The 26,259-nt window shown below is 71.8% G+C and carries 25 protein-coding genes and 1 tRNA gene; 12 read left to right on the top strand and 14 right to left on the bottom strand.

The window, feature by feature from the left end; genetic code table 11:
- Positions 1-32: 32 nt before the first annotated feature.
- The 3 genes from AC1QRC_RS11265 to AC1QRC_RS11255 form a co-directional block, all read right to left on the bottom strand.
- On the bottom strand, positions 33-839 hold the full coding sequence (locus AC1QRC_RS11265) for an HAD family hydrolase (RefSeq protein ID WP_484203411.1): 807 nt from the start codon (positions 837-839) through the stop codon (positions 33-35).
- Entirely contained in the window at positions 836-1,114 is a 279-nt protein-coding gene (locus AC1QRC_RS11260; protein WP_484203410.1) for a hypothetical protein, read from the bottom strand. The genes AC1QRC_RS11265 and AC1QRC_RS11260 overlap by 4 nt, the downstream gene beginning before the upstream one ends.
- 341 nt (positions 1,115-1,455) lie before the next feature.
- A complete protein-coding gene (locus AC1QRC_RS11255) occupies positions 1,456-2,025 on the bottom strand; it encodes an RNB domain-containing ribonuclease (RefSeq protein ID WP_484203409.1) in 570 nt (189 codons plus the stop codon).
- 349 nt (positions 2,026-2,374) lie between these two features.
- Here AC1QRC_RS11255 and yaaA point away from each other — a divergent pair, with 349 nt between their 5' ends.
- The gene (yaaA, locus tag AC1QRC_RS11250; RefSeq protein ID WP_484203408.1) at positions 2,375-3,136 is read left to right on the top strand and encodes a peroxide stress protein YaaA; all 762 of its coding nucleotides are present in this window, start codon (positions 2,375-2,377) and stop codon (positions 3,134-3,136) included.
- 34 nt (positions 3,137-3,170) lie between these two features.
- Here yaaA and AC1QRC_RS11245 read toward each other — a convergent pair whose 3' ends face one another.
- On the bottom strand, positions 3,171-4,400 hold the full coding sequence (locus AC1QRC_RS11245; protein WP_484203407.1) for a cystathionine gamma-synthase: 1,230 nt from the start codon (positions 4,398-4,400) through the stop codon (positions 3,171-3,173).
- Between the two features lie 6 nt (positions 4,401-4,406).
- Positions 4,407-5,771 (bottom strand): cystathionine beta-synthase, encoded by a 1,365-nt coding sequence (locus AC1QRC_RS11240; protein ID WP_484203406.1) that lies wholly within the window; start codon positions 5,769-5,771, stop codon positions 4,407-4,409.
- 248 nt (positions 5,772-6,019) lie between these two features.
- Here AC1QRC_RS11240 and AC1QRC_RS11235 point away from each other — a divergent pair, with 248 nt between their 5' ends.
- Genes AC1QRC_RS11235 through AC1QRC_RS11225 form a run of 3 tightly spaced genes read left to right on the top strand, consistent with a single transcriptional unit; the run spans position 6,020 to position 10,259 of the window.
- Complete coding sequence (locus tag AC1QRC_RS11235; RefSeq protein WP_484203405.1) at positions 6,020-8,539, top strand: GcvT family protein; 2,520 nt, start codon at positions 6,020-6,022, stop codon at positions 8,537-8,539.
- Entirely contained in the window at positions 8,536-9,306 is a 771-nt protein-coding gene (locus AC1QRC_RS11230; protein ID WP_484203404.1) for an electron transfer flavoprotein subunit beta/FixA family protein, read from the top strand. The genes AC1QRC_RS11235 and AC1QRC_RS11230 overlap by 4 nt, the downstream gene beginning before the upstream one ends.
- Complete coding sequence (locus AC1QRC_RS11225; protein WP_484203403.1) at positions 9,303-10,259, top strand: electron transfer flavoprotein subunit alpha/FixB family protein; 957 nt, start codon at positions 9,303-9,305, stop codon at positions 10,257-10,259. The genes AC1QRC_RS11230 and AC1QRC_RS11225 overlap by 4 nt, the downstream gene beginning before the upstream one ends.
- Positions 10,260-10,278: 19 nt before the next feature.
- On the opposite strand, the gene AC1QRC_RS11220 is transcribed toward AC1QRC_RS11225, so the two are convergent.
- The 4 genes from AC1QRC_RS11220 to AC1QRC_RS11205 form a co-directional block, all read right to left on the bottom strand.
- A complete protein-coding gene (locus AC1QRC_RS11220) occupies positions 10,279-11,547 on the bottom strand; it encodes a bifunctional RNase H/acid phosphatase (protein WP_484203402.1) in 1,269 nt (422 codons plus the stop codon).
- Positions 11,544-12,281 carry a zinc ribbon domain-containing protein gene (locus AC1QRC_RS11215; protein WP_484203401.1) on the bottom strand — a complete coding sequence of 246 codons (738 nt, stop codon included), beginning with the start codon at positions 12,279-12,281 and terminating at the stop codon, positions 11,544-11,546. Before AC1QRC_RS11215 ends, AC1QRC_RS11220 begins: the two co-directional genes overlap by 4 nt.
- Positions 12,278-13,150, bottom strand: coding sequence for a Nif3-like dinuclear metal center hexameric protein (locus tag AC1QRC_RS11210; protein WP_484203400.1), 873 nt, complete (start codon positions 13,148-13,150; stop codon positions 12,278-12,280). Before AC1QRC_RS11210 ends, AC1QRC_RS11215 begins: the two co-directional genes overlap by 4 nt.
- Positions 13,151-13,197: 47 nt before the next feature.
- Positions 13,198-13,270 (bottom strand) — tRNA-Val (locus tag AC1QRC_RS11205).
- A 61-nt stretch (positions 13,271-13,331) separates the two neighbouring features.
- Here AC1QRC_RS11205 and AC1QRC_RS11200 point away from each other — a divergent pair.
- Positions 13,332-14,117, top strand: coding sequence for an ATP-grasp domain-containing protein (locus AC1QRC_RS11200; RefSeq protein WP_484203399.1), 786 nt, complete (start codon positions 13,332-13,334; stop codon positions 14,115-14,117).
- Positions 14,118-14,126: 9 nt separating this feature from the next.
- On the opposite strand, the gene AC1QRC_RS11195 is transcribed toward AC1QRC_RS11200, so the two are convergent.
- The 3 genes from AC1QRC_RS11195 to AC1QRC_RS11185 are packed head-to-tail and all read right to left on the bottom strand — an operon-like array spanning position 14,127 to position 15,370.
- Entirely contained in the window at positions 14,127-14,621 is a 495-nt protein-coding gene (locus tag AC1QRC_RS11195; protein ID WP_484203398.1) for a peroxiredoxin, read from the bottom strand.
- A complete protein-coding gene (locus tag AC1QRC_RS11190; RefSeq protein WP_484203397.1) occupies positions 14,618-15,055 on the bottom strand; it encodes a DUF3052 domain-containing protein in 438 nt (145 codons plus the stop codon). The genes AC1QRC_RS11195 and AC1QRC_RS11190 overlap by 4 nt, the downstream gene beginning before the upstream one ends.
- Before the next feature lie 48 nt (positions 15,056-15,103).
- Positions 15,104-15,370: a ribosomal protein L7/L12 gene (locus tag AC1QRC_RS11185; RefSeq protein ID WP_484203396.1), complete on the bottom strand. Its 267-nt coding sequence runs from the start codon at positions 15,368-15,370 to the stop codon at positions 15,104-15,106.
- A 67-nt stretch (positions 15,371-15,437) separates the two neighbouring features.
- On the opposite strand from AC1QRC_RS11185, the gene aceE reads away from it, so the two are divergent.
- Positions 15,438-18,200, top strand: coding sequence for a pyruvate dehydrogenase (acetyl-transferring), homodimeric type (aceE, locus tag AC1QRC_RS11180; protein ID WP_484203395.1), 2,763 nt, complete (start codon positions 15,438-15,440; stop codon positions 18,198-18,200).
- 10 nt (positions 18,201-18,210) lie between these two features.
- Here the strand turns inward: aceE and AC1QRC_RS11175 are convergent, their stop codons facing one another.
- A complete protein-coding gene (locus AC1QRC_RS11175; RefSeq protein ID WP_484203394.1) occupies positions 18,211-19,209 on the bottom strand; it encodes a glycerophosphodiester phosphodiesterase family protein in 999 nt (332 codons plus the stop codon).
- Between the two features lie 75 nt (positions 19,210-19,284).
- Here AC1QRC_RS11175 and AC1QRC_RS11170 point away from each other — a divergent pair, with 75 nt between their 5' ends.
- The 6 genes from AC1QRC_RS11170 (at position 19,285) to AC1QRC_RS11145 (ending at position 25,556) form a co-directional block, all read left to right on the top strand.
- Entirely contained in the window at positions 19,285-20,496 is a 1,212-nt protein-coding gene (locus AC1QRC_RS11170; RefSeq protein WP_484203393.1) for a PucR family transcriptional regulator, read from the top strand.
- Between the two features lie 78 nt (positions 20,497-20,574).
- Positions 20,575-21,564: an ACP S-malonyltransferase gene (locus AC1QRC_RS11165; protein ID WP_484203392.1), complete on the top strand. Its 990-nt coding sequence runs from the start codon at positions 20,575-20,577 to the stop codon at positions 21,562-21,564.
- Positions 21,561-22,619, top strand: a complete 1,059-nt coding sequence (locus tag AC1QRC_RS11160) for a beta-ketoacyl-ACP synthase III (RefSeq protein WP_484203391.1) — start codon at positions 21,561-21,563, stop codon at positions 22,617-22,619. Before AC1QRC_RS11165 ends, AC1QRC_RS11160 begins: the two co-directional genes overlap by 4 nt.
- Positions 22,620-22,695: 76 nt before the next feature.
- Positions 22,696-22,944, top strand: a complete 249-nt coding sequence (locus AC1QRC_RS11155) for an acyl carrier protein (RefSeq protein WP_484203390.1) — start codon at positions 22,696-22,698, stop codon at positions 22,942-22,944.
- A 115-nt stretch (positions 22,945-23,059) separates the two neighbouring features.
- Positions 23,060-24,310, top strand: coding sequence for a beta-ketoacyl-ACP synthase II (gene fabF, locus AC1QRC_RS11150; protein ID WP_484203389.1), 1,251 nt, complete (start codon positions 23,060-23,062; stop codon positions 24,308-24,310).
- Between the two features lie 127 nt (positions 24,311-24,437).
- Positions 24,438-25,556, top strand: a complete 1,119-nt coding sequence (locus AC1QRC_RS11145; RefSeq protein ID WP_484203388.1) for a glycosyltransferase — start codon at positions 24,438-24,440, stop codon at positions 25,554-25,556.
- A gap of 15 nt (positions 25,557-25,571) precedes the next feature.
- Here AC1QRC_RS11145 and AC1QRC_RS11140 read toward each other — a convergent pair whose 3' ends face one another.
- Positions 25,572-26,087 (bottom strand): DUF3145 domain-containing protein, encoded by a 516-nt coding sequence (locus AC1QRC_RS11140; protein WP_484203387.1) that lies wholly within the window; start codon positions 26,085-26,087, stop codon positions 25,572-25,574.
- Positions 26,088-26,259 lie beyond the last annotated feature (172 nt).

The following is a 26,259-nucleotide window of genomic DNA, read 5'->3' as shown; positions in this document are numbered from 1 at the left end:
GTGACGGGCCGGTAGGGGTCGTGGTGGCGAACCTACCGGAGTGCGAGAGCTTGCTCGAGGACGGTCGCCACGCCGTCGTCGTGGTTGGCCGGGGCACGGTCCGTCGCCGCTGCCAGCACGTCGGGGTGGGCATTGGCCACCGCGAACGAGCGGCCCGCGAAGGAGAGCATCGGCAGGTCGTTGGGCATGTCCCCGAAGGCCCAGACCTGCTCCGGCGGCACGTCGTGCTCGGCGCACCAGTCGGCCAGCGCCAGACCCTTGGTCACCCCGGTCGCCGCGATCTCGGTCAGCCCCGCGGCGCCGGAGTGCGACACCTCCGCGCGCGCACCGACGACGGCCGCGACCCGGTCGCGCAACTGGTCCACCGGCCAGTCGGGGTGCCGGACCAGGATCTTGCCGGGTGGGTGTGCCAGCATCTGCTCGACGGTGCCCACCAGCCACTCGGCGTCCCGGCGTCCGGAGGCCCGTTGGAACGCCCGCTCCCGGGCGAAGCCCTCCAGGCTCTCCAGGGCGAAGGTGACGTCCGGCAGCGCGGCCCGGATCTCGCCGAGCAGGTCCCTGACCACCTCGACCCGCAGCAGCCGGTGACGGACGACACGGCGGCGCGACACGTCATACGTGAAGGCGCCGTTGCCGCACAGTGCGATGCCGTGGCCGCCGACCACATCGGCCAGCTCGTGCATCCACCGCGGCGGGCGTGCCGTGACCAGGATCACCGTGCTGCCGGCCTTCTCGAGCCGGGCCAGCACCTCGCGGGTCCGCGCCGAGACGGTGCCGTCGGGGCGGAGCAGGGTGCCGTCGCAGTCGGTCGCGACGACCCGTGGCAGGGGTGCGCTCATTCCTGGTCGACGACCTCGCGGACCACGAAGCGGACCAGGTGCTGGGTGACGTCGGCCAGGGTGAGCTCGACCCGCACCCGGTCCCCGACCTGTGCCTGGCCCGTGGCGACCGCGCTGACCGCGGGGTCGGTGACCTGGACGACCAGGGAGTCCTTGCCCTCGTCGACGACCACCGCGTCGAACACCTCCCCGACCCGGTGCCGCAGCACCGCGGCCTCGACCGCGTCGGTGCAGGCCCGTTCCACCGACTTGGCCTGCCGGTCCGAGTTCTGCATGATCTCCGGGCAGCTCCGGCAGCGCCTCCCGGGCCCACCCGGGGACGTCTTCGCCGTGGGTCAGTGCCTCGCAGACCACCAGGGAGAACCGGTCGACCAGGCGCCGCAGCGGGGCTGTCACGTGGGTGTAGGGCGCCGCGATCGCGGCCTGCTCCTGCTGCTCGGGCAGCTCCCCGTCGAACGGGGTGTAGCCGGCGCCCCGGAACAGGGACGTCGCGTCGTGGATCAGGGCCAGGTGCTTCGGCTCGTCCCGGTCCAGGGTGCGCAGGAAGTCGCCGTAGGCCATTCCCTTCGGCCAGTCGATGCCGAGCGCCCGGGCCTGTCTGCGGAACCGGTCGAGGTCACGCTGCTCGGCGGGCGGCATGGTGCGCAGGATCCCCACCGCGCCCTCCAGCATGATCTCGGCGGCGACGATGCCGGTGAGCAGCGAGATCTGGGCGTTCCAGTCCTCCGCCTCCAGCAGCGGGCGCAGCCGCAGGCGTGTAGTGGCCGTCCTCGTCGACCTGCACCTCCTGCTCGGGCATCGGCAGGCTGGCGCCGCCCGCGGGCGGACTCCCGGCGCGATGCGGAGCTAGGCCGACCTCCTTGAGCAGCAGGAGCGTCTCCTCACCCTCCCCCGAGTCGACCAACTGCTGGACCTCCTCGTAGGTGTAGCGCCGCCGGCTGCGCACCATCGCCCGGTGCACCTCGGCCTGTTCCCGCTTGCCCTCCGCGTCGATCACGATGTCCCAGACGAAGGCCGGACGGTCGACCTCCGGCAGCAGGCTGGCTGCCTCTTCGCTGAGCACGGTCGGGTGCAGCGGGACCCGGGTGTCCGGGCAGTAGATCGTCTGCCCGCGCAGCCGCACCTCGGCGTCCAGGACCCCGCCGGGCTCCACGAACGCGGGCACGTCCGCGATGGCGTACCGCACCCGGTAGCCCTCGCCGTGCGCGCTCGATGTGCATGGCCTGGTCCAGGTCCATGGACCCGGGCGGGTCGATCGTGATGAACTCGACGTCCGCGCTCGTCCTGCTCCGGCAGGTCCGGGTCGGCGACAGCCTGCTGGGCGGCCGCGAGCACCTCCTGCGGGAACTCCTCGCGGACCTCGGCCTCCTCCCGGATCCGGGCGAACGCCTCCTCCAACCCGCGGGTCGCCTCCGCCGCTCGGGCGTCTCCGGACATCGTCGTCGATCGTTGCGCCATACCGGCCACCCTATGCAGTGCCCCGTCAGGACAGCCCGCGCGGCCGCGCTCGTGGCGGGGGTATCTAGGCTGCAGCCGTGCTGATCCTGCTGCCTCCCTCGGAGACCAAGTCGACCCGCACCCGCGGGCAACCCGTTGGACCCCTCGCAGCTGTCGATGCCCGCCCTGGCGCTGCCCCGGCAGCAGGCGGCGGAGGCCCTGGCGTCAGGCCAGCGCCCGGCCCGACGCGGCCGACGGTCCTCGGGGTCAGCCCCAACCTGGCGGAGGAGATCGCCCGCAACACCCGGCTCGCGGTCGGCGCCCGCCGCTGCAGCGTGTCCCGACCTCTACACCGGCGTCCTCTACGACGCCCTCAACCTGCCGACCCTGGATCCCGGGTCGCGGCGGCGCGCGTCAACGCCGGGTGCGTGGTCCAGTCCGCCCTCTACGGCGCGCTGCGGCTGAGCGACAAGGTCGCGCCCTACCGGTTGTCGATGGCCGTGAACCTCCCCGGCCTGGGGCCGGTGGCGGCCCACTGGCGGGAGCCGCTGGCGCGGGAGATGCCCCCGGCTCGCGCGGGCGCGGCCTGGTGGTGGACTGCCGCTCAAGCACGTATGCCGCGGCGTGGGTCCCGCAGGGCGAGCTCGCCGGCCGCTGGGTCCAGATCCGGGTGCCCGGCGCGACACACATGGCCAAGCACACCCGCGGCCTGGTCACCCGGGCCCTGTGCGTCTCCGCGGTGGACCCGCGCACGCCGACGGCCCTGGCCGGGATGCTCGCCGGCCCGGTTCCGGGTCGAGTTGCACGAGCGCCGCGGCGCCACCAAGCCCTGGGTCCTCGACGTCCACCCACCGGCCTGACACACAGGGTGACCCGAGAATCCTGCGGGGTGAGTCAGAGGCGGTCGAGGGCCTGGAGGATGTCGGCGACCAGGTCGGCCTCCTCCTCGATGCCGACGGAGAGCCGGATGATGTTGACCGGGACCTCCAGCTCGGTGCCGCGCACCGAGGCGTGGGTCATCTCGGCCGGGTAGTTGACCAGCGACTCGACCCCGCCCAGGGACTCGGCGAGCTGGAAGACACGGGTCGACTCGGCGAAGGTGCGGGCGGCGTCGGCGCCGCCGGCGAGCGCGAGGGAGACCATCCCGCCGAAGCCGCTCATCTGCCGGGCTGCAACCTCGTGGCCGGGGTGGTCTGCCAGGCCCGGGTAGTAGACGCGCTCGACGCCGCGGTGCCCCACCAGCGCCTGGGCCACGGCCGTGGCGTTGCGGCTGTGGCGCTCCATCCGCAGCGGCAGCGTCTTGATGCCGCGGATCGTCAGGAACGCCTCCCACGGAGCCGAGACCGCGCCGGCGGCGAACTGCAGGAACCCGACCTTCTCGGCGATCTCGTCGTCGGTGGTGACGACCAGTCCCCCGAGGATGTCGGAGTGCCCACCGAGGTACTTGGTCGCCGAGTGCACCACGGCGTGGGCGCCCAGGCCGAGCGGCTGCTGGAGGGCCGGTGAGGCGAAGGTGTTGTCCACGACCACGACCAGGCCGGCCTCGCGGCCGACCTCGGCCACCGCCGCGATGTCGGTGATCTTCATCAACGGGTTGCTGGGGGTCTCCAGCCACAGCATCCGGGTCTCCGGGCGGATCGCGGCACGCACGGCGTCGACGTCGCCCATCTCCACGGTGCTCAACCCGATGCCCCAGGGGGCCAGGAGCTGACGAACCAGCCGGTGCGTGCCGCCATAGACGTCGTTGCCCATGAGGACGTGGTCACCGGGCGTCAACAGCCCCCGCAGCAGGGCGTCCTCGGCCGCCAGCCCGGTCGCGAAGGAGAGCCCGTGGCGGCCACCCTCCAGGCTGGCCACCAGCTCCTGCAGCGAGTCGCGCGTCGGGTTGGTCCCGCGGCCGTACTCATAGCCCCCGCGCAACCCGCCCACGTGCGTCTGCACGAAGGTCGAGGTCTGGTACACCGGCGGGATCACCGACCCCGTCGTCGGGTCGAAAGCCTGACCGGCGTGGATCGCGCGGGTGGCGAACCCGCCGTCGCGGGTCGCCGGATTCGTCCGGTCGCCCTCCGTGCTGTTGTCGGCGTCGGTCGTCGGGCCGGGGTCGGGCGTCTGGTCAGCAGCCACGCAATATCACTCCGAGAGGAAGGTCAGCAGGTCGGGACGGGTCAGCACAGCCACCGGCTTGCCGCCCTCCGTCACCAACAACGCATCCACGTCGGCCAATGCTTCCCGCGCGGCCGACACGGTGTCGTTGATGCCGATCAGCGACAGCGGCGGGCCGACGACGGTGGACACCGCGTCGGTCATCTGCGCGGACCCGTGGAACACCGCATCGAGCAGGTCCTTCTCCTCCAGTCCGCCGACGACCTCCCCCATCACGACCGGGGGCTCGGCGCCGAGCACGAGCAACTGCGAGACGCCGTACTCGGACATGATCTGGACCGCGTCGCGCACCGTGTCGGAGGGGTGGACGTGCACCAGGTCGGGGATCCGGCCGGTCTTGGCGCTGAGCACGTCGCCGACCGTCTTCTCCTGCGCGACGGCGCTGAATCCGTAGCTGCGCATCCACGCGTCGTTGAAGATCTTGCCCAGGTAGCCGCGGCCGCCGTCGGGGAGCAGGATGACCACGACGTCGTCGGGCCCCAGGTCCTGCGCCGCGCGCAGCCCGGCCACTACGGCCATGCCGGAGGACCCGCCCACGAGCAGACCCTCCTCCCGGGCCAGCCGCACGGTCATGGCGAAGCTGTCGGCGTCGCTGACCGGGATGATCTCGTCGGGGACGGACGGGTCGTAGGCACCCGGCCAGAAGTCCTCACCAACGCCCTCGACCAGGTAGGGTCGGCCGGTGCCGCCGGAGTAGACCGAGCCCTCCGGGTCGGCCCCGACGACGCGGACCCGGCCCTCGCTGGCCTCCTTGAGGAACCGTCCCGTGCCGCTGATCGTGCCGCCGGTGCCGACACCGGCGACGAAGTGGGTGACCGTGCCGTCGGTGTCCCGCCAGATCTCCGGCCCGGTGGACTCGTAGTGGCTCAGCGGGCCGTTGAGGTTCTGGTACTGGTTCGGCTTGTAGGCCCCCTCGATCTCACCCACCAGCCGGTCACTGACGTTGTAGTAGGAGTCGGGGTGCTCCGGCGGGACGGAGGTGGGAGTCACCACGACCTCGGCGCCGTATGCCGTGAGCACGTTGATCTTGTCCTGGCCGACCTTGTCGGGGAGGACGAAGACGCAGCGGTAGCCACGTTGCTGGGCGATCAGTGCCAGCCCCACCCCGGTGTTGCCGGAGGTGGGCTCGACGATCGTGCCGCCTGGCTTGAGAAGTCCCTCCTCCTCGGCCGCGTCGATGATCTTGCGGGCGATCCGGTCCTTCACCGACCCGCCGGGGTTGAGGTACTCGACCTTGACCAGAACGGTCGCCTCGATGCCCTCGGTGACGTGGTTCAGCTTGACCAGCGGTGTCTCGCCGACCACGTCGACGATCGACTCTGCATACCTCATCTGCACTCCAGGATGTGGGGACGGGAGCGGCCCGGAAAGCCAGACCCAGCCTACCGATTTGATCACACCGTGTTATCACCTCACCGGGAGGGCTCACCGACCCCGGCAACACCCCGCGGAATGGTTGCGCCCGCCCGCCACCTCCGTCATCCTGTGTTGCAGAGGACGCATCGTGGTGCGTATTACGCAACACCGTCCCGGTCCGAGCACAACGCGGTCGCTTCGCGGCTCCGCACCTGAGGAGCGTCATGGTTGCCCTTCCGGAACGCGCATCGGTCGTCGTCATCGGCGCCGGCATCGTGGGAAACTCGCTGGCCTACCACCTGGCCGAGCTCGGCTGGACCGACATCGTCCAGCTCGACAAGGGACCGCTGCCCAACCCCGGGGGGTCGACCGGCCACGCCTCCAACTTCATCTTCCCGGTGGACCACAGCCGGGAGATGACCGACATCACCGCGGACTCGGTGCGCCAGTACCGCGAGATGGGGGTCTTCACCCAGTCCGGCGGCATCGAGGTGGCCCGCACCGAGGAGCGGATGGAGGAGCTGCGGCGCCGGATGTCCTCCGCCCGCGCCTGGGGGGTGGAGTCGCGCCTGGTGACCCCCGAGGAGATCGCCGAGCTGGTGCCCTTCCTCGACCCGTCGGTCGTCGTCGGTGGCTTCTACACGCCGACGGTGGGGGTCGTGGACTCCCTGCGGGCCGGCACCATCATGCGCGAGCGCGCCCAGGAGCGTGGCTCCCTGACGGTCGTGTCCGGCGCCGAGGTGACCGGGATGAGCGTCGAGGGCGGCAGGATCCGTGGCGTGCAGACCACCGCCGGCGACATCGCCGCCGACACCGTGGTCATCTGCTGCGGGGTGTGGAGCCCCAAACTGGCCGCGATGGCCGGCGCGCACATCCCGCTGACCCCCGCCGTGCACCAGATGATCTCGGTCGGCCCCTGCGCGGTGCTCGCCGAGCAGCCCGGGGAGATCAGCTTCCCGATCGTGCGGGACATGGACACCTTCTGCTACGAGCGCCAGCACGGCTCCGACATGGAGGTCGGTTCCTACGCCCACCGCCCGATCCTGCACGACCCGGAGGACATCCCCTCGATCGAGCAGGCCAAGCTCTCCCCTACCGAAATGCCGTTCACCTCCGACGACTTCGACCCCCAGCTGGAGCAGGCACTCGAGTTGATGCCGGAGCTGCTCGGCGACGAGCAGGCCGAGATCCGCTACGCCATCAACGGCCTGCTCTCCCTGACCCCGGATGGATTCCCGCTGCTGGGTGAGACCCCGGAGGTCCGAGGTCTCTGGTCGGCGGCGGCGGTCTGGGTGAAGGAGGGGCCGGGCACGGGACGCGCCGTGGCCGAGTGGATGACGCACGGCAACCCCGAGATCGACCTGGGGCACTCCGACATCGCCCGCTTCTACCCCCACCAGCGGACCCGGGCCCACGTCCGGGCCCGCACCAGCGAGGCCTTCAACAAGACCTACGGCATCGTGCACCCCGGCGAGCAGTGGGCCAGCGGTCGTCCCGCCCGGCTCGCGCCCATGCACGCCGCCCAGCGTGACCTGGGCGCCGTGTTCTACGAGACGGCCGGGTGGGAACGCCCGCACTGGTATGAGTCCAACGCCCCCCTCGTGGAGAAGTTCGGTGACGCCGTGATGCCCCGCGAGCACGAGTGGGACAGCCGCTGGTGGTCCCCGGTGATCAACGCCGAGCACCTGCAGCTGCGCGAGGCCGGAGCCGTCATCGACCTGTCGGCCTTCGCCATGTTCGACGTGGTCGGTCCGGCGGCCGTGGAGGCGGTGGAGCGCCTCGTCGTGGCCAAGGCCGACGTGCCCGTCGGGCGGGTGGTGTACACCCCGGTGCTGGACGACCGCGGCGGCTTCCGGTCCGACCTCACGATCATGCGGCTGGCGCACGACAGGATCCGCGTCGTCACCGGCGGCGCCCACGGCATGGTGGACCTGAAGTGGTTCTCCGACCGTATGCCGGACGGCGCGGTGTGCGTCGACGTCACCTCGGCGGTGGGGACGGTGGGGTTGTGGGGCCCCCGGGCCCGCCAGGTGCTCGGGTCGTTGACCAGCGCGGACCTGTCCCCGGAGGGCTTCCGGTTCGGCACCTGCTCCCTCATCGAGGTCGGGGACCTGCCGGTGCTGGCCTCCCGGATCTCCTACGTCGGCGAGTACGGCTGGGAGTTGCACGTGCCGATGGAACTGGGCGGGGCGCTGTGGCACCGGCTGATCGAGGCGGGACGGGAGCACGAGGTGATCCCTGCCGGGATCGGCGTCTACGGCACCACGGGGCGGTTGGAGAAGAGCTACCGCGCCTACGGTTTCGAGCTGGACACCGAGCGGACCCTGGCCGAGGCGGGCATGTCGCGCGCCCGCCTCAAGGACGCCGACTTCATCGGCCGGCAGGCCCTGGAGGAGCAGGCAGGTCGGGAGCCCGCAGCGGTCCTGTGCTCGCTGACCGTCAACGACCACACCTCCTCCAGCGGTATCAAGCGGTACATGCTCGGCGGGGAACCGATCCTGACCCGTGACGGTGAGCCGCTCACCGACGGGCACGGGCACCACCCCTACGTCACGACTGCCGGGTCGGCCCCCAGCGTGGGCCGCCACGTGCTGATGGCCTACCTGCCGCCGGACCAGGCGGTCGTCGGGCAGGAGCTGGCGGTCTCCTACATGGAGGAGCGCTACCCGGTCACCGTGGCGGCGGCGGACGCCACCCCGTTGTTCGACCCGACGAACGAGCGCCTCAAGGGTTCGGTCCCGTGACCAACGTCCTGGTCTGCGTCAAACGGGCCCCCGACATCACCGGCGAGGTGCTCCTGACCGCCGACGGTGCCGGCCTCGACGGCCGGTTCTCCGGCTACGCCATCAGCGCGCACGAGGAGTGCGCGATCGAGATCGCGGTCGGTATCGCGGAGGCGGGTGGCGGCTCGGTGACCGCGCTGACCCTCGGGGGCGAGGACGCGGTCGAGCAGTTGCGGGCCGCGCTCGCGGTCGGGGCGCACGACGCGGTGCACATCGTGGCCGAGGCCGAGCGGTTCGGCCCCGCCGACGTCGCGGCCGCGATCGCCGAGGTGGTGCGGGCCCGCGAGGCCGCCGGCACGACATACGACCTGGTGCTGGTCGGCAACGACGCGGCCGACACCGGCGACTTCCAGGTCGGGATCCGACTCGCCTACGCGCTGGACCGCCCGGTGGTCGCCGGCGTCCAACGGATCGAGGTGTCCGACGGGGTGGGGACGCTCCACGTCGGGACGGCCGAGGGCACCGAGACCTACGAGGTTGCCCTGCCTGCGGTGGCGACCGTGCTCGAGGGCGGCGTCTCCCCCCGCTACCCCAACATCAAGGGCCGGATGCGGGCCAAGAAGGCCTCCGTGGAGGCGGTCACACCCGCCGCCGAGCCGCGGGGTGGCGGCGGGCTCGGCCTGCGCCTGATCCCGCCCCCGCCCAGCCGGGTCACGGTGCTGGGCGAGGGCCCCGGTGCCGCACCCGCGGTCGTGGACGTCCTGCGCCGGATCGGGGTGCTGTCGTGACCGGGCCGGTGCTCGTGCTCATCGAGCGGGAGGAGGGCAGGGTCGGCCTGGTCTCCCGGGAGTCGCTGACCCTGGCCCGGCAACTCGGCGGCCCGGTGCACGCGCTGGTGCTCGGCCCGGCCGACGAGGCCGTGCTGCAGGACTGCCGCGAGCACGGTGTCGCGGTGGTGCACGAGGCGACCAACGCCGAGCTCGGACGCTACGCCGCGGCCGCCTGGGGCACCGTCCTCAGCGAGGCTGCCGGAGCCGCCCAGGCGCACGTGGTGCTCGCCGGCGGAACCCCCCGGGGCACCGAGGTGCTGGCGCACCTGGCCGCGCGGTTCAACCGACCGATGGCGGCCAATGTCGTGCAGGTCCTTTCCCCCGACCCCCTGGAGGTCGAGCGACAGATCGCGGGGGGCGCCGTCGTGGAGCGGATGCGGTTGGCCACTCCGGGGATCCTCACCGTCGCCGGTCACGCGGTCGCCGCCGAGCCCGCCCCGGCCCCGGGTGAGGCGGGGCTGCGCCGGTTCACCGCACAGCTCCGGCCGGGAGACCTGCGGGCGCAGGTCGTGCGCACCGAGGAACGGGCCGGCGGGGACACCGCGGCCCTGACGGGCGCCCGGGTTGTGGTGGGGGCCGGTCGCGGCGCGGGCGGTCCCGACGGCTTCGGTGTCGTTGACTCACTGGCGGCCCGGCTCGGTGGCGCCGTCGGTGTCTCCCGCGTGGTCACCAGCCTCGGGTGGCGGCCGCACCACGAACAGGTCGGGCAGACCGGCAGCCGGATCGCCCCCGACGTCTACGTGGCGTGCGGCATCAGCGGCGCCATCCAACACTGGGCCGGGTGTGCGTCCTCCAAGACGATCATCGCGATCAACACCGACGCCGACGCCCCGATGGTCACCAAGGCCGACTACGCGGTCATCGGCGACATGCACGAGGTGCTGCCGGCCATCCTGGAGGAGCTGGGCTGAGCCTGGCGCTAGGGACCCGTCAGGAGACCCCGTGCAGGTGGTGGGTGTCGTTGACGAACGCGACCTGCACCCCGCCGTCCGCCCAGAACTCCAGCGCGGTCAGCGACGCGGGCGCCGTGGCGATCGACCAGACCCGGTCGTGGTCGATGCCCAGCACCGAGGCGAGCACCACCATGATGGGCAGCCGGTGCGAGGCGACCACGACCGTGCCGCCGCGGGTCACGGCCCGCCCGAGGGCGCCGGTCACCCGCGCCGTCAGTTCGTCCGCGCTCTCGCCACCCGGGCGGGCGTAGCTGGGGTCGCGGCGCAGCCGCAGCAGCTCCGGCGCGAAGTCGCGGGACAGCTCGGCCATGGACAGCCCGTCCCAGTCTCCGAAGGCCTGCTCGTCCCAGTCCCGGTCGACCTCCGGGGTCAAGCCGAGCTCGTGCGCCACCGCCCCGCCGGTCTCCACCGCCCGGTCCAGGGAGGAGGTCACCACCGTGACAGGGCTCGGATCCGACCGCTCGACCAGCGCCCGAACTGCAGCACCGGCGGCCTGGGCCTGACGCCGCCCCAGCGCGCTCAGCGGCGGGTTGGAGCCGCCCCTGCCGTCCAGGCGGTGCTGCTCGGTGTAGCTGGTGACCCCGTGCCGGACCAGGACCAGCCGGCACGGTCCGTCCAGCGTGGGGGTGGTCTCGGTGCTGAAGACCACCTCCTCGACCGGCGAACGCACCTCGCCGAAGGTCGGTCCGGGCGCGGTCTGCGGGTCCGGCCCGGCCTGCGGGTCGGGGGCGGCCTGCGGGTCGGGGGCGGGCTCGGTGTCACTCGCGGGGGCGTCGCTCCCCACCGCCTCCCCGACGTGGTCCCGGCGGACGGTGGTGCCGTCCATCCCGTCGTTCGACAGGGCATCCGCGGCGGAGTTTTGCGCGCGCGGCACCCAGGTGTACTCCACGGCACCGCCGACCCACTGGATCTGACGGGCCAGGTCCCGCGCCTGAAGCGCCAGTCGGCGCATGTCCTCATGCTTGATCTTCCAGCGTCCGGCCATTTGCTCCACGACCAGCTTGGAGTCCATCCGGACCTCGACCCGGGCGTCGTCGGCCAGTCCCAGGTCCAGGACCGCCTGCAGGCCCGCGATCAACCCGGAGTACTCGGCGACGTTGTTCGACGCCGTCCCCAGCGGTGCCGCACGCTCGGCCAGCAGCGATCCCGTGTCGCCGTCGCGGACCAGTGCGCCGTAGCCGGCCACCCCCGGGTTGCCGCGCGACCCGCCGTCCGCCTCGACGACCAGGCGGCGGCCCGTGCTCAAAGTCCGGACTCCGCGGTGCGGACCAGGATCCGCCGGCACTCCTCGCAGCGGAGCACCTCGTCATCGGCGGCACCGCGGATGCGGGAGATCTCCACATTGTTGAGCTCGAGCTGACAGCCGCCACACCGTCGCTGGGACAGTGCCGCCGCGCCGGTCCCGCTCTGGCTGCGCACCTTGTCGTAGAGCCCGACCAGGTCATCCCCGATCTCGGCCACCAGCGGGTCCCGACCCTGCGCGACCCCGGCCCGTTCCTGGGCGATCTCGGCCAGCACGGCGTCCCGCGCGGCGGTGACCTCTGCGATCTCGGCCGTGACCACCGCCACCTGCTGCTCCACCCCGGCGAGCTCGGTCTGCAGGGTCTCCGCGCGCTCCATCACCTCCAGTTCCTCGTCCTCGAGGGTGGTCTGGCGGCGGGCCAGGGACTCCAGCTCGTGCTGCAGCGCCTGCAGGTCCTTGGCCGAGCCGACGCCGGCGTCCAGGCGTTGCTGGTTGCGGGCCGCGCGGTCGCGGACCAGCTGCACGTCGGCCTCGGCCTTGGTCACCTCCCGTTGCACGTCCTCGTAGGCCGTCCGGACCCGGACCTGCTCGGTCTCCAGGTCGGCGGCGCGGGCGCCGAGCTCCTCGAGTCGGGCGTGCTCGGGCAGCGTCCGCTGCCGGTGGTCCAGCTGGGCCAGGCGGGTGTCCAGCGCCTGCAGGTCGAGCAGCCGCAGCTGACGGGTGGGGTCGGCCTTCACGTGGTTCCTCCAGAACTGGGCTCCCGGGCTCCGACGACGAAGTCCCAGGGGTCGGTGCACACCTCACTGATGTCGATGTCCAACGTAGTGCCCGACCCGTCGAGTTCCCGCACCAGGCGCTCGCGCAGCCCGGGCAGCCACAGCCACTCGCTGGCGTAGTGCCCCGCGTCGATCAGGTAGGGAGTCCCGGCACCGACGGCCGCCTCCTCCCGCGCCTCCAGGGCCGGGTGGTGCCGCAGGTCCGCCGTGACGTAGACATCGGCACCACTGCGGCGGACCGCCTCGAACGAGCCGTCCCCGGCCCCACCCAGCACCGCGACGCGGCGGACCGGAGCGGCATACGGACCGGCGACCCGCACCCCACCGGCGGTGGGTGGCAACGCCGCCCCGAGCCGTGCGGCGAGCCCGCCCAGCGTGACCGGCTCGGGAAGGTCGCCGACCCTGCCCAGTTCGACGCCCTCGGTGACCTCCAGCCCCGTCGTCTCCCCGAGCCCGCAGGCGGCCGCGAGCGCATGTCCGACGCCCGGGTCGGCCACGTCCGCGTTGGTGTGGGCGCAGTAGAGCGCGAGACCGTTGCGCACCAGCCGGGTGACGGCAGCACCCTTAGCGCTCGTGGTGGCGACCGAGTGGACCCCGCGCAGCAGGAGCGGGTGGTGGGTGATGATCAGGTCCGTCCCGGACTCGCGGGCCTCCTCGATGACGGCGAGCGTGGGGTCGACGGCCAGCAGGACCCGGCGGACCAGCTGCTCCGGATCGCCGGACACCAGCCCCACCCGGTCCCAGGACTGGGCCGTGGCCGGCGGGTAGAGCCGCTCGAGCGCACCGACCACCTCGCGCAGCGGCAAGCCGTCTTTCGTCTCCTGGGGCACGTCGTCTTTTCTATCAGTGCGGGCAACCGCGAACGGTGCGACCTGGGTGGGCCCGGCCGGGCTCGAACCGACGACAACCGCGGTGTAAACGCGGTGCTCTACCACCTGAGCTACAGGCCCCGGCGGCACATTGTGTCATCTTTCCTGCACGGGATCCCGTCGGTGCCCTACCCTGACCGGCATGCCGCATGTCGTGCTGCTGCTGGGCAAGCCCCCGAAGTCGTCGACGATCTTCCCCGAGGTCATCGACCGGCTCGCCGAGGCCGGGATCGACAGCACGGTGCACCTGCCCCACGACGAGCCGGTCGACCCGAGCGCCCTCCGTGCGGCCGACCTGGTCGTGCACCGCGGTCTGGACGCGACGGCGATGGAGACCGTGGCCGAGTTGCACGCCGTAGGCGTCCGGCTGGTGAACCCCTACCCGGGCACGCTGCGGCTGGCCGACCGGGTGGCCATGCTCCGGGCGCTCGACGGCCTGCCGGTCCCGGCGACCCGGGTCGTCCACGACTGGGCGCAGGTGCCGGACGCGGCGGGCACCGGCACCTGCGTGGTCAAGTCCGCGACCGGTCCCGGCCGGGGAGCGGCGCTCGTCGTCGGGACGGCCGAGGAGTTGCAGGTCGACCGGGGACTGGAGCCACCGTTCCTGGTCCAGGAGTACGTCGTCGCAGGCGAGATGGACCACAAGCTCTATCTCGTCGGCGACGAGGTGCGCGCCCTGCTCAAGCCCTCTCCCCTGGCAGTCGGTCACACCACCGGCGGCGCACCCTTCCGACCGGACGACGACCTCGTGGACCTGGCTCGCGAGGTGCGCCGCACGATGGGCCTGGACTTCCTCGGCGTCGACATCCTGGCGGCCGCCGACGGACCGGTGGTGGTCGACGTCAACGACTTCCCCGGCTACCGCGGCATCGACGACGCCGCGGCACTGGTGGCCGACCACCTTGCCCGCGTGCTGCGGGAGGGGTAACCCGGGGGCCTAGAGACCCTTGACGGCCTCGTGCAGGACCCCGATGTCGCGCTGCTCACCCGGGCCGTGCACCAGGCTCCAGCGCACGGTGCGTTCCGGATCGACCAAGAAGGTGCCCCGCACCGCCATGCCGGCGTGCTCGTCGAAGACACCGTAGCGCTGGGCCACCTCCCCGTGCGGCCAGAAGTCGGACAGCAGCGGGAACCGGTAGCCCTCATGCGCGGCCCAGAAGCGCAGCGACTCCGCCGCGTCGCAGGAGATCCCGAAGACCTGGACCTTGTCGTTGACGAACCGGTCGATGTTGAGCTGGATCTCCAACAGTTCGCCGGTGCAGATGCCGGAGAACGCGAACGGGAAGAAGACCAGCAGCGCGTGCCGGTCCGACACCGCCGCGTCCAGCCGCACCGGGCAACCGCGTTGGTCCAGCAACTCGAAGTCGGGTGCCCGGTCGCCCACGACCGGGGCGTTGCCGTATGCCGTGTCCTCCGGCGACGTGTCGGTCACCGTCGGCCCACGAGCCGTTGGGCCACCCACTCGGGCCCGATCGGGGTGGCGCCGCTTGCGGTGAGCCCGGACGTCGTGCACGCCTCCTGCACGTCATGGGCCTCGACCCGGTCCCGCCGTCCCTTGCCCGGGGTGAGCAGCACGATGAAGCCGCCGTCCTCCACGGTGGTGAGGGAGTCCACCAGGTCGTCGGTCAGGTCCCCGTCCCCGTCGCGCCACCACAGCAGGACCGCGTCCACGACGCCGTCGTAGTCCTCGTCCTCAACCGGCTGACCGATGACGTCCTCGACGTCGTCGCGGAACTCCTCGTCGACGTCGTCGTCGTAGCCGAACTCGATGACGATCTGGCCGGGACGGAACCCCAGCCGCTGCGCCGGACCGGCCGGGCTCTGCTGCTGGGTGTCTCCCGCTGGGCTGCTTCCTCCTGTGCTCATCACGTCATAGTCCACTAGAGACCCGGCGTTGAGGCAAGGTGCGACTGGTCACGTCAGTCCCCGCTCGATCTCCTCCACGGCCCGCTTGGCCTCGGCCAACCCCTCTCCCGTGGCCTCGCGGTAGGCCTTGATAGCGCCGATCTTCTGGCCCTCGCGGATCATCTGCACCACCTGGTCCGGCGCGCTGGGGACGCCCGGCTCGTCGGGCAGCCGGTCTATCCCGACATGCTGGGCCACCGCCGCCAACTGGCGCTCAAGGATGGCGACCCGTCGGCGCAGCGCCGCGGTCTCGTCGTTGTTGGAGAACAGTCCCATGTTCACCAGCGTAGACGGCGTGACAGGATGGTTCGCGGCGGTATCACCCGAGCGAAAGGAGCCTCCCGTGGCCAAGGATCACGCAGGCACCGGCCCCATCCTGAACGGCCTGCCGAGTCAGATCCCGGACACTGACCCCGAGGAGACCCAGGAGTGGTTGGACTCCCTCGACGGGGCGATCGAGGCCGGAGGCCGACGGCGCGCGCGGTACCTCATGCTCAAGCTGCTGGAGCGGGCCCGGGACAACCAGGTCGGCATCCCCTCGCTGACCACCACCGACTACGTCAACACGATCGGTCCCGACGCCGAGCCGTGGTTCCCCGGCGACGAGGAGGTGGAGCGCCGCTACCGCTCCTGGATCCGCTGGAACGCCGCCGTCATGGTGCACCGCGCGCAGCGGCCGGGCATCTCCGTCGGCGGCCACATCTCCACCTATGCCTCGGCCGCCACCCTGTATGAGGTCGGCTTCAACCACTTCTGGCGCGGTCGGGACCACGAGGGCGGTGGCGACCAGATCTTCTTCCAGGGCCACGCCTCCCCCGGCATGTACGCCCGGGCGTTCCTGGAGGGCCGCCTGGACGAGGACGACCTGAACGGCTTCCGGCAGGAGAAGTCGCACCTCGTGGGCGGGCAGATCGAGGCACTTCCCTCCTACCCGCACCCGCGCAGCATGCCCGACTTCTGGCAGTTCCCCACCGTGTCGATGGGGATCGGGCCGATGAACGCCATCTACCAGGCGCAGTTCAACAAGTACCTGCACAACCGGGGGCTGAAGGACACCTCCCAGCAGCACGTCTGGGCCTTCCTCGGGGACGGCGAGATGGACGAGCCCGAGTCGCGGGGTCTGTTGCACGTCGCCGCGAACGACGAGCTAGACAACCTCACCTTCGTGATCAACTGCAACCTGCAGCGCCTCGACGGCCCGGTCCGCGGCAACGGCAAGATCGTGCAGGAGTTGGAGTCCTTCTTCCGCGGTGCCGGCTGGAACGTGGTCAAGGTGCTCTGGGGCCGCGGGTGGGACCGGCTGCTCGCCGCCGACCCCAGCGGTGCCCTGGTCAACCTGATGAACAAGACCCCTGATGGCGACTACCAGACCTACCGGGCCAACGACGGCGCGTTCATCCGGGACCACTTCTTCGGCCGTGACCCCCGCACCAAGGAGCTGGTGCGCGACTGGTCGGACGAAGAGATCTGGTGGAGCCTGAAGCGCGGCGGCCACGACTACCGCAAGGTCTTCGCCGCCTACCAGGCCGCCATGTCGCACCAGGGGCAGCCCACCGTGATCCTGGCCAAGACGATCAAGGGCTACAGCCTCGGGTCGAGCTTCGCCGGTCGCAACGCGACGCACCAGATGAAGAAGATGACCCTGGATGACCTGAAGGCGTTCCGGGACGGGATGCGGATCCCGATCACCGACGAGCAGCTCGAGGCCGACCCCTACCTGCCGCCGTACTACCACCCGGGCGAGGACGACGAGACGTTGCAGTACATGCGCGAGCGCCGCCAGAAGCTCGGTGGCTACCTGCCCGCCCGCCGACCGGAGAAGACCCAGGCCCTGGCACTGCCGGACGACAAGGCCTACGCCATCGGCAAGAAGGGCTCGGGCAAGCAGCAGATCGCCACCACCATGGCGTTCGTGCGGATCTTCAAGGACCTGATGCGGGACAAGGAGTTCGGCAAGCACATCGTGCCGATCATCCCCGACGAGGCCCGCACCTTCGGGATGGACTCCTTCTTCCCGACGGCCAAGATCTACAACCCGCACGGGCAGAACTACACCTCCGTGGACGCCGACCTGATGCTGGCCTACAAGGAGTCCGCCCAGGGCCAGATCCAGCACGTCGGGATCAACGAGGCCGGTGCGGTGTCCGCGTTCACCGCCGCGGGCACCTCGTACGACACGCACGGCGTGCCGATGGTGCCGTTCTACATCTTCTATTCGATGTTCGGCTTCCAGCGCACGGGTGACTTCATCTACGCCGCCGCCGACCAGCTGGCCCGCGGCTTCCTCATCGGCGCCACGGCGGGCCGGACCACCCTGGCCGGCGAGGGTCTGCAGCACGCCGACGGTCACTCACCACTGCTGGCGGCGACCAACCCCGCGATCGTGACCTATGACCCGGCCTACGGGTACGAGATCTCGCACATCGTGCAGGACGGCCTCCGGCGGATGTTCGGTGAGGACGCGGAGGACGTCATCTACTACCTGACGGTCTACAACGAGCCGATCGTGCAGCCGGCCGAGCCGGAGGGCGTCGACGTCGAGGGCATCTTGAAGGGGATGTACCTGCTCAAGCCGGGCTCCGGCGAGTCCGACGCAAATTCCGTTCGACTGCTCGCCTCCGGTGTCGGCGTGCCGTGGGCGCTGGAGGCCCAGGAGCTCCTGGCGCAGGACTGGGGCGTCTCGGCCGATGTCTGGTCGGTCACGTCCTGGTCCGAGCTGCGCCGCGAGGCGATGGAGTGCGACGAGGAGGCCTCGCGCAACCCCGGCTCCGAGCCGCGGCTGCCCTACGTCACCCGGCGCCTGTCCGAGGGCACCGGACCTGTCGTCGCCACCAGCGACTACATGCGCGCGGTGCAGGACCAGATCGCACCCTGGGTCCCGGAGGACTACTTCGCCCTGGGCGCCGACGGATTCGGCTTTGCCGACACCCGGCCCGCGGCGCGTCGCTTCTTCCGCATCGACGGCCCGTCGATGGCGGTCAAGGCGCTGCAGATGCTGGCCGACCGCGGGGAGCTGGACCCGTCCGTGGTCCGCGAGGCGTATGACAAGTACCAGCTCGACGACGTCACGGCCGGCACCAGCGGCACCGCCGGGGGCGACGCCTGAGCCGTCCGGCTCAGCGGACCCCGGCCTGACGCAGCGCCTGCATCCCGAGGTGGGGGTGGTCGGTGAAGACACCGCCCACCCCGGCCCGCAGGTGGGCCACCATCTCCTCCACCACCGCGCCGTGGGCCGCGTCCCCACCCGTCCCGCGGAGGGGCTCGGGCAGGAAGGGGTGCTCGGCGCGGAAGGTCCACGGGTGGATTCCCAGCCCCAGTTCGCCCGCCGTCGTCACCCAGTCCGCCGGACGGGGCAGACCGTCCTCCCAGCCCAGCACCAGTGACTTGGTCGGGCCGATCACCTCGACCCTTTCCGCCAGGTCCCTCAGACCCGCCCCGGTCAGCAGGTCAGGCCCCGGGTGCTCGACGAGGTAGACGCGGGGGGCGCCCAGCCCGAACTCGTGGCGCAGCCGGTGCAGGCTGCCGTGCTCGAAGCACTGCAGGTAGACCCGCGGGAACGGGTCATCCACCGTGACCCCACCCAGCCCGGCCTCCCGCAGGGACGCCGCCAGGGGTTCCTCCAGCGGGAGGCCCAGCTCGGCGAAGTAAGTCGGGTGCTTGGTCTCGATGTAGACGCCGATCGGTCGGTCGAGCTCCCCCTCGAGCCGGCCGCGCAGCTCCAGCAGCTCGGCGAGGGTCGGGACGCGGAACCGCCCGTCGTAGGCGACGTTGGCCGGCCGCACCTCCGGGAGTCGCTCCACCGCCCACAGGGTGCGCAGCTCTGCCAGCGTCAGGTCCTCGGTGAACCAGCCGCTCACCTCCACCCCGTCGACGACCTTCGTGGTGCGCCGGTCGGCGAACTCAGGGCGCTGGGCGATGTCGGTGGTGCCGGAGATCTCGTTCTCGTGGCGGCACACCAGCACCCCGTCGGCAGTGCTCACGACGTCGGGCTCGAGGTAGTCCGCACCCATCCGGGCCGCCAGCTCGTAGGCGGCCAGGGTGTGCTCCGGCCGGTGGCCGCTGGCCCCGCGGTGGGCGATCAGGACGGGGGCGGGACGGTGGTCAGCAGTCGTCACCCGACCCAGTGTGACGGGTCAGGCGTTGTACACGACATACAAACAGGCCCGGCGTGTTGCGACTAGGGTGAGTGGATGGACCCACGGCCACCCGGCGAGCCCCCCGAGGTGCTGTCCCGCAACGCCGGGGCGGTGGCGACGGCGGCGGCCCGGCGGATGGAGCGCGAGCATGCCTGGTACCGCGCGCTGTCACCCGCCGACCGGTCGTGGGTGGGTCTGGTGGCCCAGGCCGGCATCAGCGCCTTCCTCGCCTGGTACCGCGAGCCGGCCGGGCCCGGGGTCACCGCCAACATCTTCGGCACCGCCCCGGCCGAGCTGGCCCACACGATCACCCTGCGGCAGACCCTGGACCTGGTCCGCACCACCATCGACGTGGTGGAGGACGAGCTGGGGCTGCTCGCGCCGCCCGGCCAGGAGGGTCCGATGCGGGAGGCGCTGCTGCGCTACTCCCGCGAGGTCGCCTTCGCGGCGGCACGGGTCTATGCCTCCGCGGCGGAGTCACGCGGCGCGTGGGACGCCCGGCTGGAGTCCCTGGTCGTGCACACCGTCGTGCGCGGCGAGGCGGACGAGACCCTGCAGTCGCGGGCGGCCGAGCTCGGGTGGGAGTCGGTGAGCCAGGTGGCCGTGGTCGCGGGGGCCGCGCCCGCAGGCGGCACCTCAGGCGTTGCCGAGGGGCTGCGGGTCGCCGCGCGACGCTCGGGGATCGAGGCGCTCGGCGCGGTGCAGGGCAGCCGGCTGGTCTGCATCGTGGGCAACGCCGAGGACCCCCTGGAGTTCGCCACCGGACTGATCGGGCACTACGGCCCCGGCCCCATCGTCGTCGGACCCTCCGTCCCGCACCTGTTCGCAGCGGGACGCTCCGCACGCGCCGCCCTCTCGGGCCTCGACGTCGCCCGGGCCTGGCCCGAGGCCCCCCGCCCGGTCCTGGCGGAGGACCTCCTCGCCGAGCGAGCACTCAACGGGGAGGCACCGGCCCGCCGGGCCCTGGTCGACCGCGTCTACCGGCGGCTCCAGGAGGAGGGTGGGCCCAGCCTGATGGACACCGCCAGCGCCTACCTGGAGGCCGGTGGCGCGCTGGAGGCGACGAGCCGGGTGCTCTTCGTCCACCCCAATACCGTGCGCTACCGCCTGCACCGGATCGAGGAGACCATCGACCTGGACCTGACGGTCCCCCGCGATGCCTGGACCGCCCGCGTCGCACTGAGCTACGGGCGGATCGGTGACGATCCCCCGCGCAGCCGCCGCCGACCCGGGGACGAGGACACCGAAGGCGCCGCACCCTTGTAGGTTTCCTACAGAACGCGCCCGAGGATGTGGTGGGGATCCATCACCGGTTCCGGTCCGCCGTGCAGGCAGAGTGGGGACGTGCTCGTCATTGTCGCGCCCGGACAGGGCTCACAGACCCCCGGCTTCCTCGCTCCCTGGTTGGAGTTGCCCGGCTTCCACGACCGCCTCTCCTGGTTGTCCGCCGTCGCCGGCATGGACCTGGTGGCCCACGGCACCACCTCGGACGCCGAGACCATCAAGGACACCGCGGTCGCCCAGCCCCTGATCGTCGGCGCCGGGCTGCTGTCGCTGCCGGCCATCGTCGAGCAGCCCGGGGACGCGTTGCAGGCCATCGGCGCCGGGGCCGGCCACTCCGTGGGTGAGATCACCGCCGCGGCCTTCGCCGGCGTCCTCACTGCGGAGCAAGCGATGGTGTTCGTCCGCGAGCGCGGCGCCGGCATGGCCGCCGCCTCGGCGGTGACCCCGACGGGCATGAGCGCGGTGGTCGGCGGCGACCCCGAGGAGGTCTCCGCCGCCCTGGAGCGCCACGGGCTCACCCCGGCGAACATGAACAGTGCCGGCCAGGTGGTCGCCGCGGGGACGCTGGAGCAGCTCGCCGCATTGCGCGAGGACGGCCCCGCCCGAGCGCGGGTCATCCCGCTCCAGGTCGCCGGGGCCTTCCACACCCACCACATGGCGCCGGCGGTCGACACGCTTGCCGGCTATGCCCGGGCGATCACCCCCAGCGCCCCGGGCATCACCCTCGTGTCCAACGCCGACGGCACGGCTGTGCAGGACGGGCGTGAGGTCCTGAACCGCCTGGTCAGCCAGGTCAGCAACCCGGTCCGGTGGGACCTGTGCATGCAGACCTTCGCCGACCTCGGTGTCACCGGCCTGATCGAGATCCCGCCCGCCGGGACACTCACCGGCCTGGCCAAGCGAGCGCTGCCCGGCGTGGAGCTGCTCGCGCTGAAGACCCCCGACGACCTCGAGGCCGCCCACCGGATGGTCCGCGAGCACGGAGCCGCCGACAGTGCTGCCCCCGGTCAACCCCCGCTCCACAGGCACCCCCAGGAGGACCCGCAGTGAGCACCACCGATCTCGACCCGGCCCGCACCGGCCGCCCGACGCTGACCGTCCCCCAGGGACCCCGGCACGCCCGGATCCATGGCGTCGGCGGGTATCGCCCCGAGCGGGTGGTGACCAACGAGGAGATCTGCCAGTTCATCGACTCCAGCGACGAGTGGATCCGGCAGCGGTCCGGCATCGTCACCCGCCGGTTCGCCCGGGAGGACGAGACGGTCATCGACATGGCCGAGGTCGCGGCGCGGGACGCCATCGCCAACGCCGGCATCACCCCGGCCCAGATCGGGGTCGTGCTGATGGCCACGGTCACCCACCCTTACCAGACACCTGCCGCCGCGCCGCTGCTCGCGGTGCGCCTCGGCATCCAGGACCCTGCGGCGTTCGACGTCTCGGCAGCCTGCGCCGGCTACTGCTACGGCATCTCGCTGGCCAACGACATCGTCCGGGCCGGCACGGCCGACTACGTCCTGGTCGTCGGGGTGGAGAAGCTGTCCGACTTCACCGACAAGCACGACCGCGGCACCGCCTTCATCTTCGGTGACGGCGCCGGCGCGGCGGTCGTGGGCGTCTCCGACTTCCCCGGCATCGGTCCCACCGTGTGGGGATCCGACGGGGAGAACTGGGACAAGATCCAGCAGAAGGAGGGCTGGACCGACATGCGCCCGCGCATGGAGGACCCCTCGGGCAGCGACCCGCTGGAGTGGCCGAACTTCGCGATGCAGGGCCAGTCCGTCTTCCGGTGGGCCGTCTACTCCATGGCGCCGGTCGTCCGCAAGGCTCTGGAGGTGGCCGGGCTCACCGCCGAGGACCTCGACGTCTTCGTCCCCCACCAGGCGAACATGCGGATCACCGATGCGATGATCAAGGAGTTGAAGCTGCCGTCGCACGTCCCGGTAGCCCGGGACATCGCCGAGACGGGCAACACCTCGGCGGCTTCGGTCCCCCTGGCCACCGCCCGGATGCTCGACGAGGGCGAGGCACCCCATGGGGGCCTGTGCCTGCAGATGGGCTTCGGCGCCGGGCTGGTTTACGCCGCCCAGGTCGTCGTGCTGCCCTGACCCTTGACCCCCGAGGCCCGGCGGGTTATCCCGGGTCAGCCCAGCAACACCCAACCCAACACAAGGAGTAGCCGAGATGGCCGCAACTGAGCAGGAGATCCTCGAGGGTCTTGCCGAGATCGTGAACGAGGAGACGGGCCTGGAGACGGACGCCGTCCAGATGGACAAGTCCTTCACCGAGGACCTGGACATCGACTCCCTGTCGATGATGACCATCGTGGTGAACGCCGAGGACAAGTTCGGGGTCCGCATCCCCGACGAGGAGGTCAAGAACCTCACCCACGTGCGTGACGCCGTCAACTACATCGCCAGCAACCAGGGCTGAGGGCTGACCCGACCACCCACGGCCGGGTATGCCATGGCCCACCCGGCTGACGGCATACCGGCCGTGGGGGGCGCCCGCACCCGATCACCCCTGACCCCACCTAGGAGCACCCAGCATGGCCTCGAACCGTGACCGGCGCGTCGTCGTCACCGGACTGGGCGTGACCTCGCCCGTCGGCGGCACCACCCAGCAGACCTGGGAGGCGCTGCTCGCCGGCACCTCCGGCGTCCGCCCCCTGGAGCAGGACTGGGTGGCTGAGCACCAGCTGCCGGTCACCTTCGCTGCCTCCGTCCACACTTCCCCCGAGGAGGTGCTGAAGAAGGTCGAGGTCCGGCGCAACGACCCGGCCGGCCAGTACGCCCTGATGGCATCCCGGGAGGCCTGGGAGCACGCCGGCGCGCCCGAGGTGGAGCCGGAGCGGCTGGGCGTGGCGATCGGTTCGGGGATCGGCGGGGTATGGACCCTGCTGGACCAGTGGGACGTGCTGCGGGAACGCGGGCCCCGCCGGGTCTTCCCGCTGACCGTCCCCATGTTGATGCCCAACGGCCCCGCCGCCGCCGTATCGCTCGAGCTGAAAGCACGGGCCGGGGCACACACGCCGGTCAGCGCCTGCGCCTCCGGCGCCGAGGGCATCGGCCTGGCGCTCAACATGATCCGCAACGGCCGCGCCGACGTGATGGTGGCCGGGGGCACCGAGGCCGCCGTGCACCCGCTGCCCATCGCCGCGTTCGCGGCCATGACGGCCCTGTCGACCCGCAACGACGACCCCGCCGGCGCGTCCCGGCCCTATGACGTCAGCCGTGACGGCTTCGTCCTGGGTGAGGGCGCCGCCGTGATGGTGCTGGAGGCCGAGGAGCACGCCCTGGCCCGGGGAGCCACCATCTACGGCGAGGTCAGCGGGGTCGGCATGTCGGCCGACGCCTACCACATCACCGCCGGCGAACCCGAGGGTGCCGGCGCTGCCCGGGCGATGGTCGAGGCCCTCAGCGACGCCGGGATGAGCCCGGAGGACGTGGCGCACATCAACGCCCACGCCACCTCCACCCCCGTCGGTGACCTGGCCGAGACCAAGTCCATCCACCGGGCCTTCGGCTCCCGCGCCACCCAGATTCCGGTCACCGCGACCAAGTCCATGACGGGACATCTGCTCGGCGCCGCCGGTGCGCTGGAAGCCGTCATCACCGTGCTCTCGCTGCACCACCGTCAGGTCCCCGGCACGATCAACCTCGCCGACAAGGACCCCGAGATCGACCTCAACGTCGTCAGCGGCGGACCGCTGGAGCTCCCCGAGGGCCCCCTGGCCGCGGTGAGCAACTCCTTCGGCTTCGGCGGCGCGAACGTCGCGCTGTCCTTCCGCACCGCCTGACCCGCGCCGGCCCCAAACACCACCGGACGCGCCACCTGGCGACCCCGCAGGGCCCACCGGACGCGCCACCTGGCGACCGGTCGGGTTGAACTGCTGGGTGGGGTGCGGCAGGTAGCCTGGCCCGTCTATGCACATCCTCCGCGTCGCCAACTTCGTCAGCCCCACCTCGGGAGGCATCAAGACCGCCCTGCGGCACTGGGGTGAGGGCTACCTGGAGCGCGGACACCAGGCCTCGCTGATCATCCCGGGGCCGGGTGAGGCGGTCCGCGAGGAATCTCAGGGCACCGTCTACCGGGTGCCGGCGATGCCGATTCCCCGCACCGGGTACTCCCTGATGTGGAGCAGGGCCGGGATGAGCCGGCTCATGGCGTCGATTGCGCCGGACGTGATCGAGGTCTCCGATCGCGCCACCACCCGCTGGATGGGCCCGTGGGCACGGCGCCGCGGGATCGGCAGCACCATGATCAGCCACGAGCACATGACCGGCATCATGGTCCGTCGCACCCCGGTCCCGGACCGGCCGGCCACCAGGATCGCGGACTGGATCAACGCCAAGAGCTCCCGCGAGTACGACGCCATCGTCTGCCCCAGCGAGTTCGCCGCCGAGGAGTTCCTCCGCAACGGCTTCCCGGCACACGTCGTGCCGTTGGGGGTGGACCTGGACATCTTCGTGCCCAGCCCGGAATACGAGCAGGTCGCCCCGGACGGCTCACCGCGCCGCGACCACACCCTCCAGATCGTGCACTGCGGGCGGCTGGCCCCGGAGAAGAACCCGCGGCTGTCGATCGAGACCACCCGCGCCCTGGTGAACCGCGGGATCGCGGTGCACCTCACGGTGTTGGGACACGGCCCGCTGCGGGACGAGTTGCTGGAGGCGGCCGAGGACCTCCCGGTGACCTTCCACTCCTACATCCACGGGCGGGCGGAGCTCGCTGCGGTCATGGGGCGCGCCGATGCCGCCATCGCGCCCGGCCCCCTCGAGACCTTCGGGCTGGCCGCACTGGAGGCGTTGGCCTGCGGCGTGCCGACCGTGTGTCCGGACGAGGGTGCCCTGCAGGAGGTCGTCGGGGACGGCGGCACGGCCGCACCCTCAGACCCGGAACGCTTCGCCAACGCGCTGCTCGAGCTGGTCAATCAGCCCGGTGCCCGCGAGGCCGCCCGGGCGCAGGCCGAGCTCTTCAACTGGGGCACCTCCGCCGAGCGGATGCTGGCCATCCACGAGCAGACCCGGGCGCTGCACCCCTGACCCGCAGCCCGGTCGCTACCCGACCTTGTGCAGCCACTTGACCGGCGCACCCTCACCGGCGTGCCGGAAGTGCTCCAGCTCGGCGTCCCACGCCGAGCCGAGCACCCGGTCCAGCTCGGCGGTCAGGACCGCGGCCTTGCCCTCGGCTCCCGCGACGATGCTGCGCAGCTGGTCCTCGTTGACGACGGTGTCGCCGTTGGCGGAGAGCCGGGCGTGATGTATGCCGAGGGCCGGGGTGTGCGTCCACCGTGCGCCGTCACTGCCGCGGCTGGCTTCCTCGACGACCTCATACCGCAGGCCGTCCCAGCCGCGCATCGCGCTGGCGAGGTGGGCACCGGTCCCCGACTCACCGGTCCAGGAGAACTCGGTGCGCATGGTGCCGGGCTGGGCCGGCTGCGGGGTCCAGTCCAGGGAGACCCTGGTGTCCAGGACACCCTCCAGCGCCCAGGCGATGTGCGGGCACAGCGCAGTGGGGGTGGAGTGAATAAACACCACCCCGCGGGTCATGACACGCGGCATCACGACGGACATCCGATCCTCCTGTGTGGGTGCGAGGGACGTCTTCCCCAACGACCTCGAACCACACGCGTCGGTTGCCGCGCCGTGCGACGGGACCCATTGTGCTCCCTTGTCCCACCAGTATCAAGTGCCACACGGGGATCGCGCTCTTCCTCCGCCGCGGACGCGCTGCTATCTTCCGGCC

The sequence above is a fragment of the Ornithinicoccus sp. genome (genome assembly GCF_057176825.1).
This window is presented reverse-complemented; position numbering and strand designations above follow the sequence as displayed.

What these genes read in the sequence shown, in the direction of transcription:
- fabF (WP_484203389.1), top strand. Translation starts at nt 23,060, where the DNA reads ATGGCCTCGAACCGTGACCGGCGCGTCGTCGTCACCGGACTGGGCGTG.
- AC1QRC_RS11200 (WP_484203399.1), top strand. Translation starts at nt 13,332, where the DNA reads ATGCCGCATGTCGTGCTGCTGCTGGGCAAGCCCCCGAAGTCGTCGACG.
- AC1QRC_RS11260 (WP_484203410.1), bottom strand. Translation starts at nt 1,114, where the DNA reads ATGCAGAACTCGGACCGGCAGGCCAAGTCGGTGGAACGGGCCTGCACC.
- AC1QRC_RS11240 (WP_484203406.1), bottom strand. Translation starts at nt 5,771, where the DNA reads ATGAGGTATGCAGAGTCGATCGTCGACGTGGTCGGCGAGACACCGCTG.
- AC1QRC_RS11145 (WP_484203388.1), top strand. Translation starts at nt 24,438, where the DNA reads ATGCACATCCTCCGCGTCGCCAACTTCGTCAGCCCCACCTCGGGAGGC.
- AC1QRC_RS11190 (WP_484203397.1), bottom strand. Translation starts at nt 15,055, where the DNA reads ATGAGCACAGGAGGAAGCAGCCCAGCGGGAGACACCCAGCAGCAGAGC.
- AC1QRC_RS11140 (WP_484203387.1), bottom strand. Translation starts at nt 26,087, where the DNA reads ATGTCCGTCGTGATGCCGCGTGTCATGACCCGCGGGGTGGTGTTTATT.
- AC1QRC_RS11265 (WP_484203411.1), bottom strand. Translation starts at nt 839, where the DNA reads ATGAGCGCACCCCTGCCACGGGTCGTCGCGACCGACTGCGACGGCACC.
- AC1QRC_RS11155 (WP_484203390.1), top strand. Translation starts at nt 22,696, where the DNA reads ATGGCCGCAACTGAGCAGGAGATCCTCGAGGGTCTTGCCGAGATCGTG.
- AC1QRC_RS11235 (WP_484203405.1), top strand. Translation starts at nt 6,020, where the DNA reads ATGGTTGCCCTTCCGGAACGCGCATCGGTCGTCGTCATCGGCGCCGGC.
- AC1QRC_RS11170 (WP_484203393.1), top strand. Translation starts at nt 19,285, where the DNA reads ATGGACCCACGGCCACCCGGCGAGCCCCCCGAGGTGCTGTCCCGCAAC.
- AC1QRC_RS11185 (WP_484203396.1), bottom strand. Translation starts at nt 15,370, where the DNA reads ATGGGACTGTTCTCCAACAACGACGAGACCGCGGCGCTGCGCCGACGG.